Origin of the sequence: Pseudomonas sp. FSL R10-1350, from assembly GCF_009600525.1 — a bacterium.
Classification (GTDB): Bacteria; Pseudomonadota; Gammaproteobacteria; order Pseudomonadales; family Pseudomonadaceae; genus Aquipseudomonas; species Aquipseudomonas helleri.
On sequence record NZ_WIVR01000204.1, the window covers coordinates 1 to 342 of the forward strand.

Annotated in this window: 1 rRNA gene; it reads right to left on the reverse strand. The window is 47.1% G+C overall.

Going from position 1 to position 342, the window contains the following annotated elements:
• Positions 1-11 precede the first annotated feature (11 nt).
• Positions 12-127 (reverse strand): 5S ribosomal RNA (gene rrf / locus GHO25_RS25840).
• Positions 128-342: the final 215 nt, after the last annotated feature.

Here is a 342-nt window from a genome sequence, read left to right on the forward strand (position 1 = left end):
TTGGAATTTAATCTTGACGATGACCTACTCTCACATGGGGAAACCCCACACTACCATCGGCGATGCATCGTTTCACTACTGAGTTCGGGATGGGATCAGGTGGTTCCAATGCTCTATGGTCGTCAAGAAATTCGGTAGCCAGGTCGTTACGTACGTAACGCTCCAGCGAATGGGTATGTAATAGAGTCGGTGTTTTGTGAATTGCAAACTTTCGGTTTGTATCGTCTTCACACACCGCAATCTGGTCGCTTTGCTTACAAAGCCTACTCAAATTGCTTGGGTGTTATATGGTCAAGCCTCACGGGCAATTAGTATTGGTTAGCTCAACGCCTCACAGCGCTT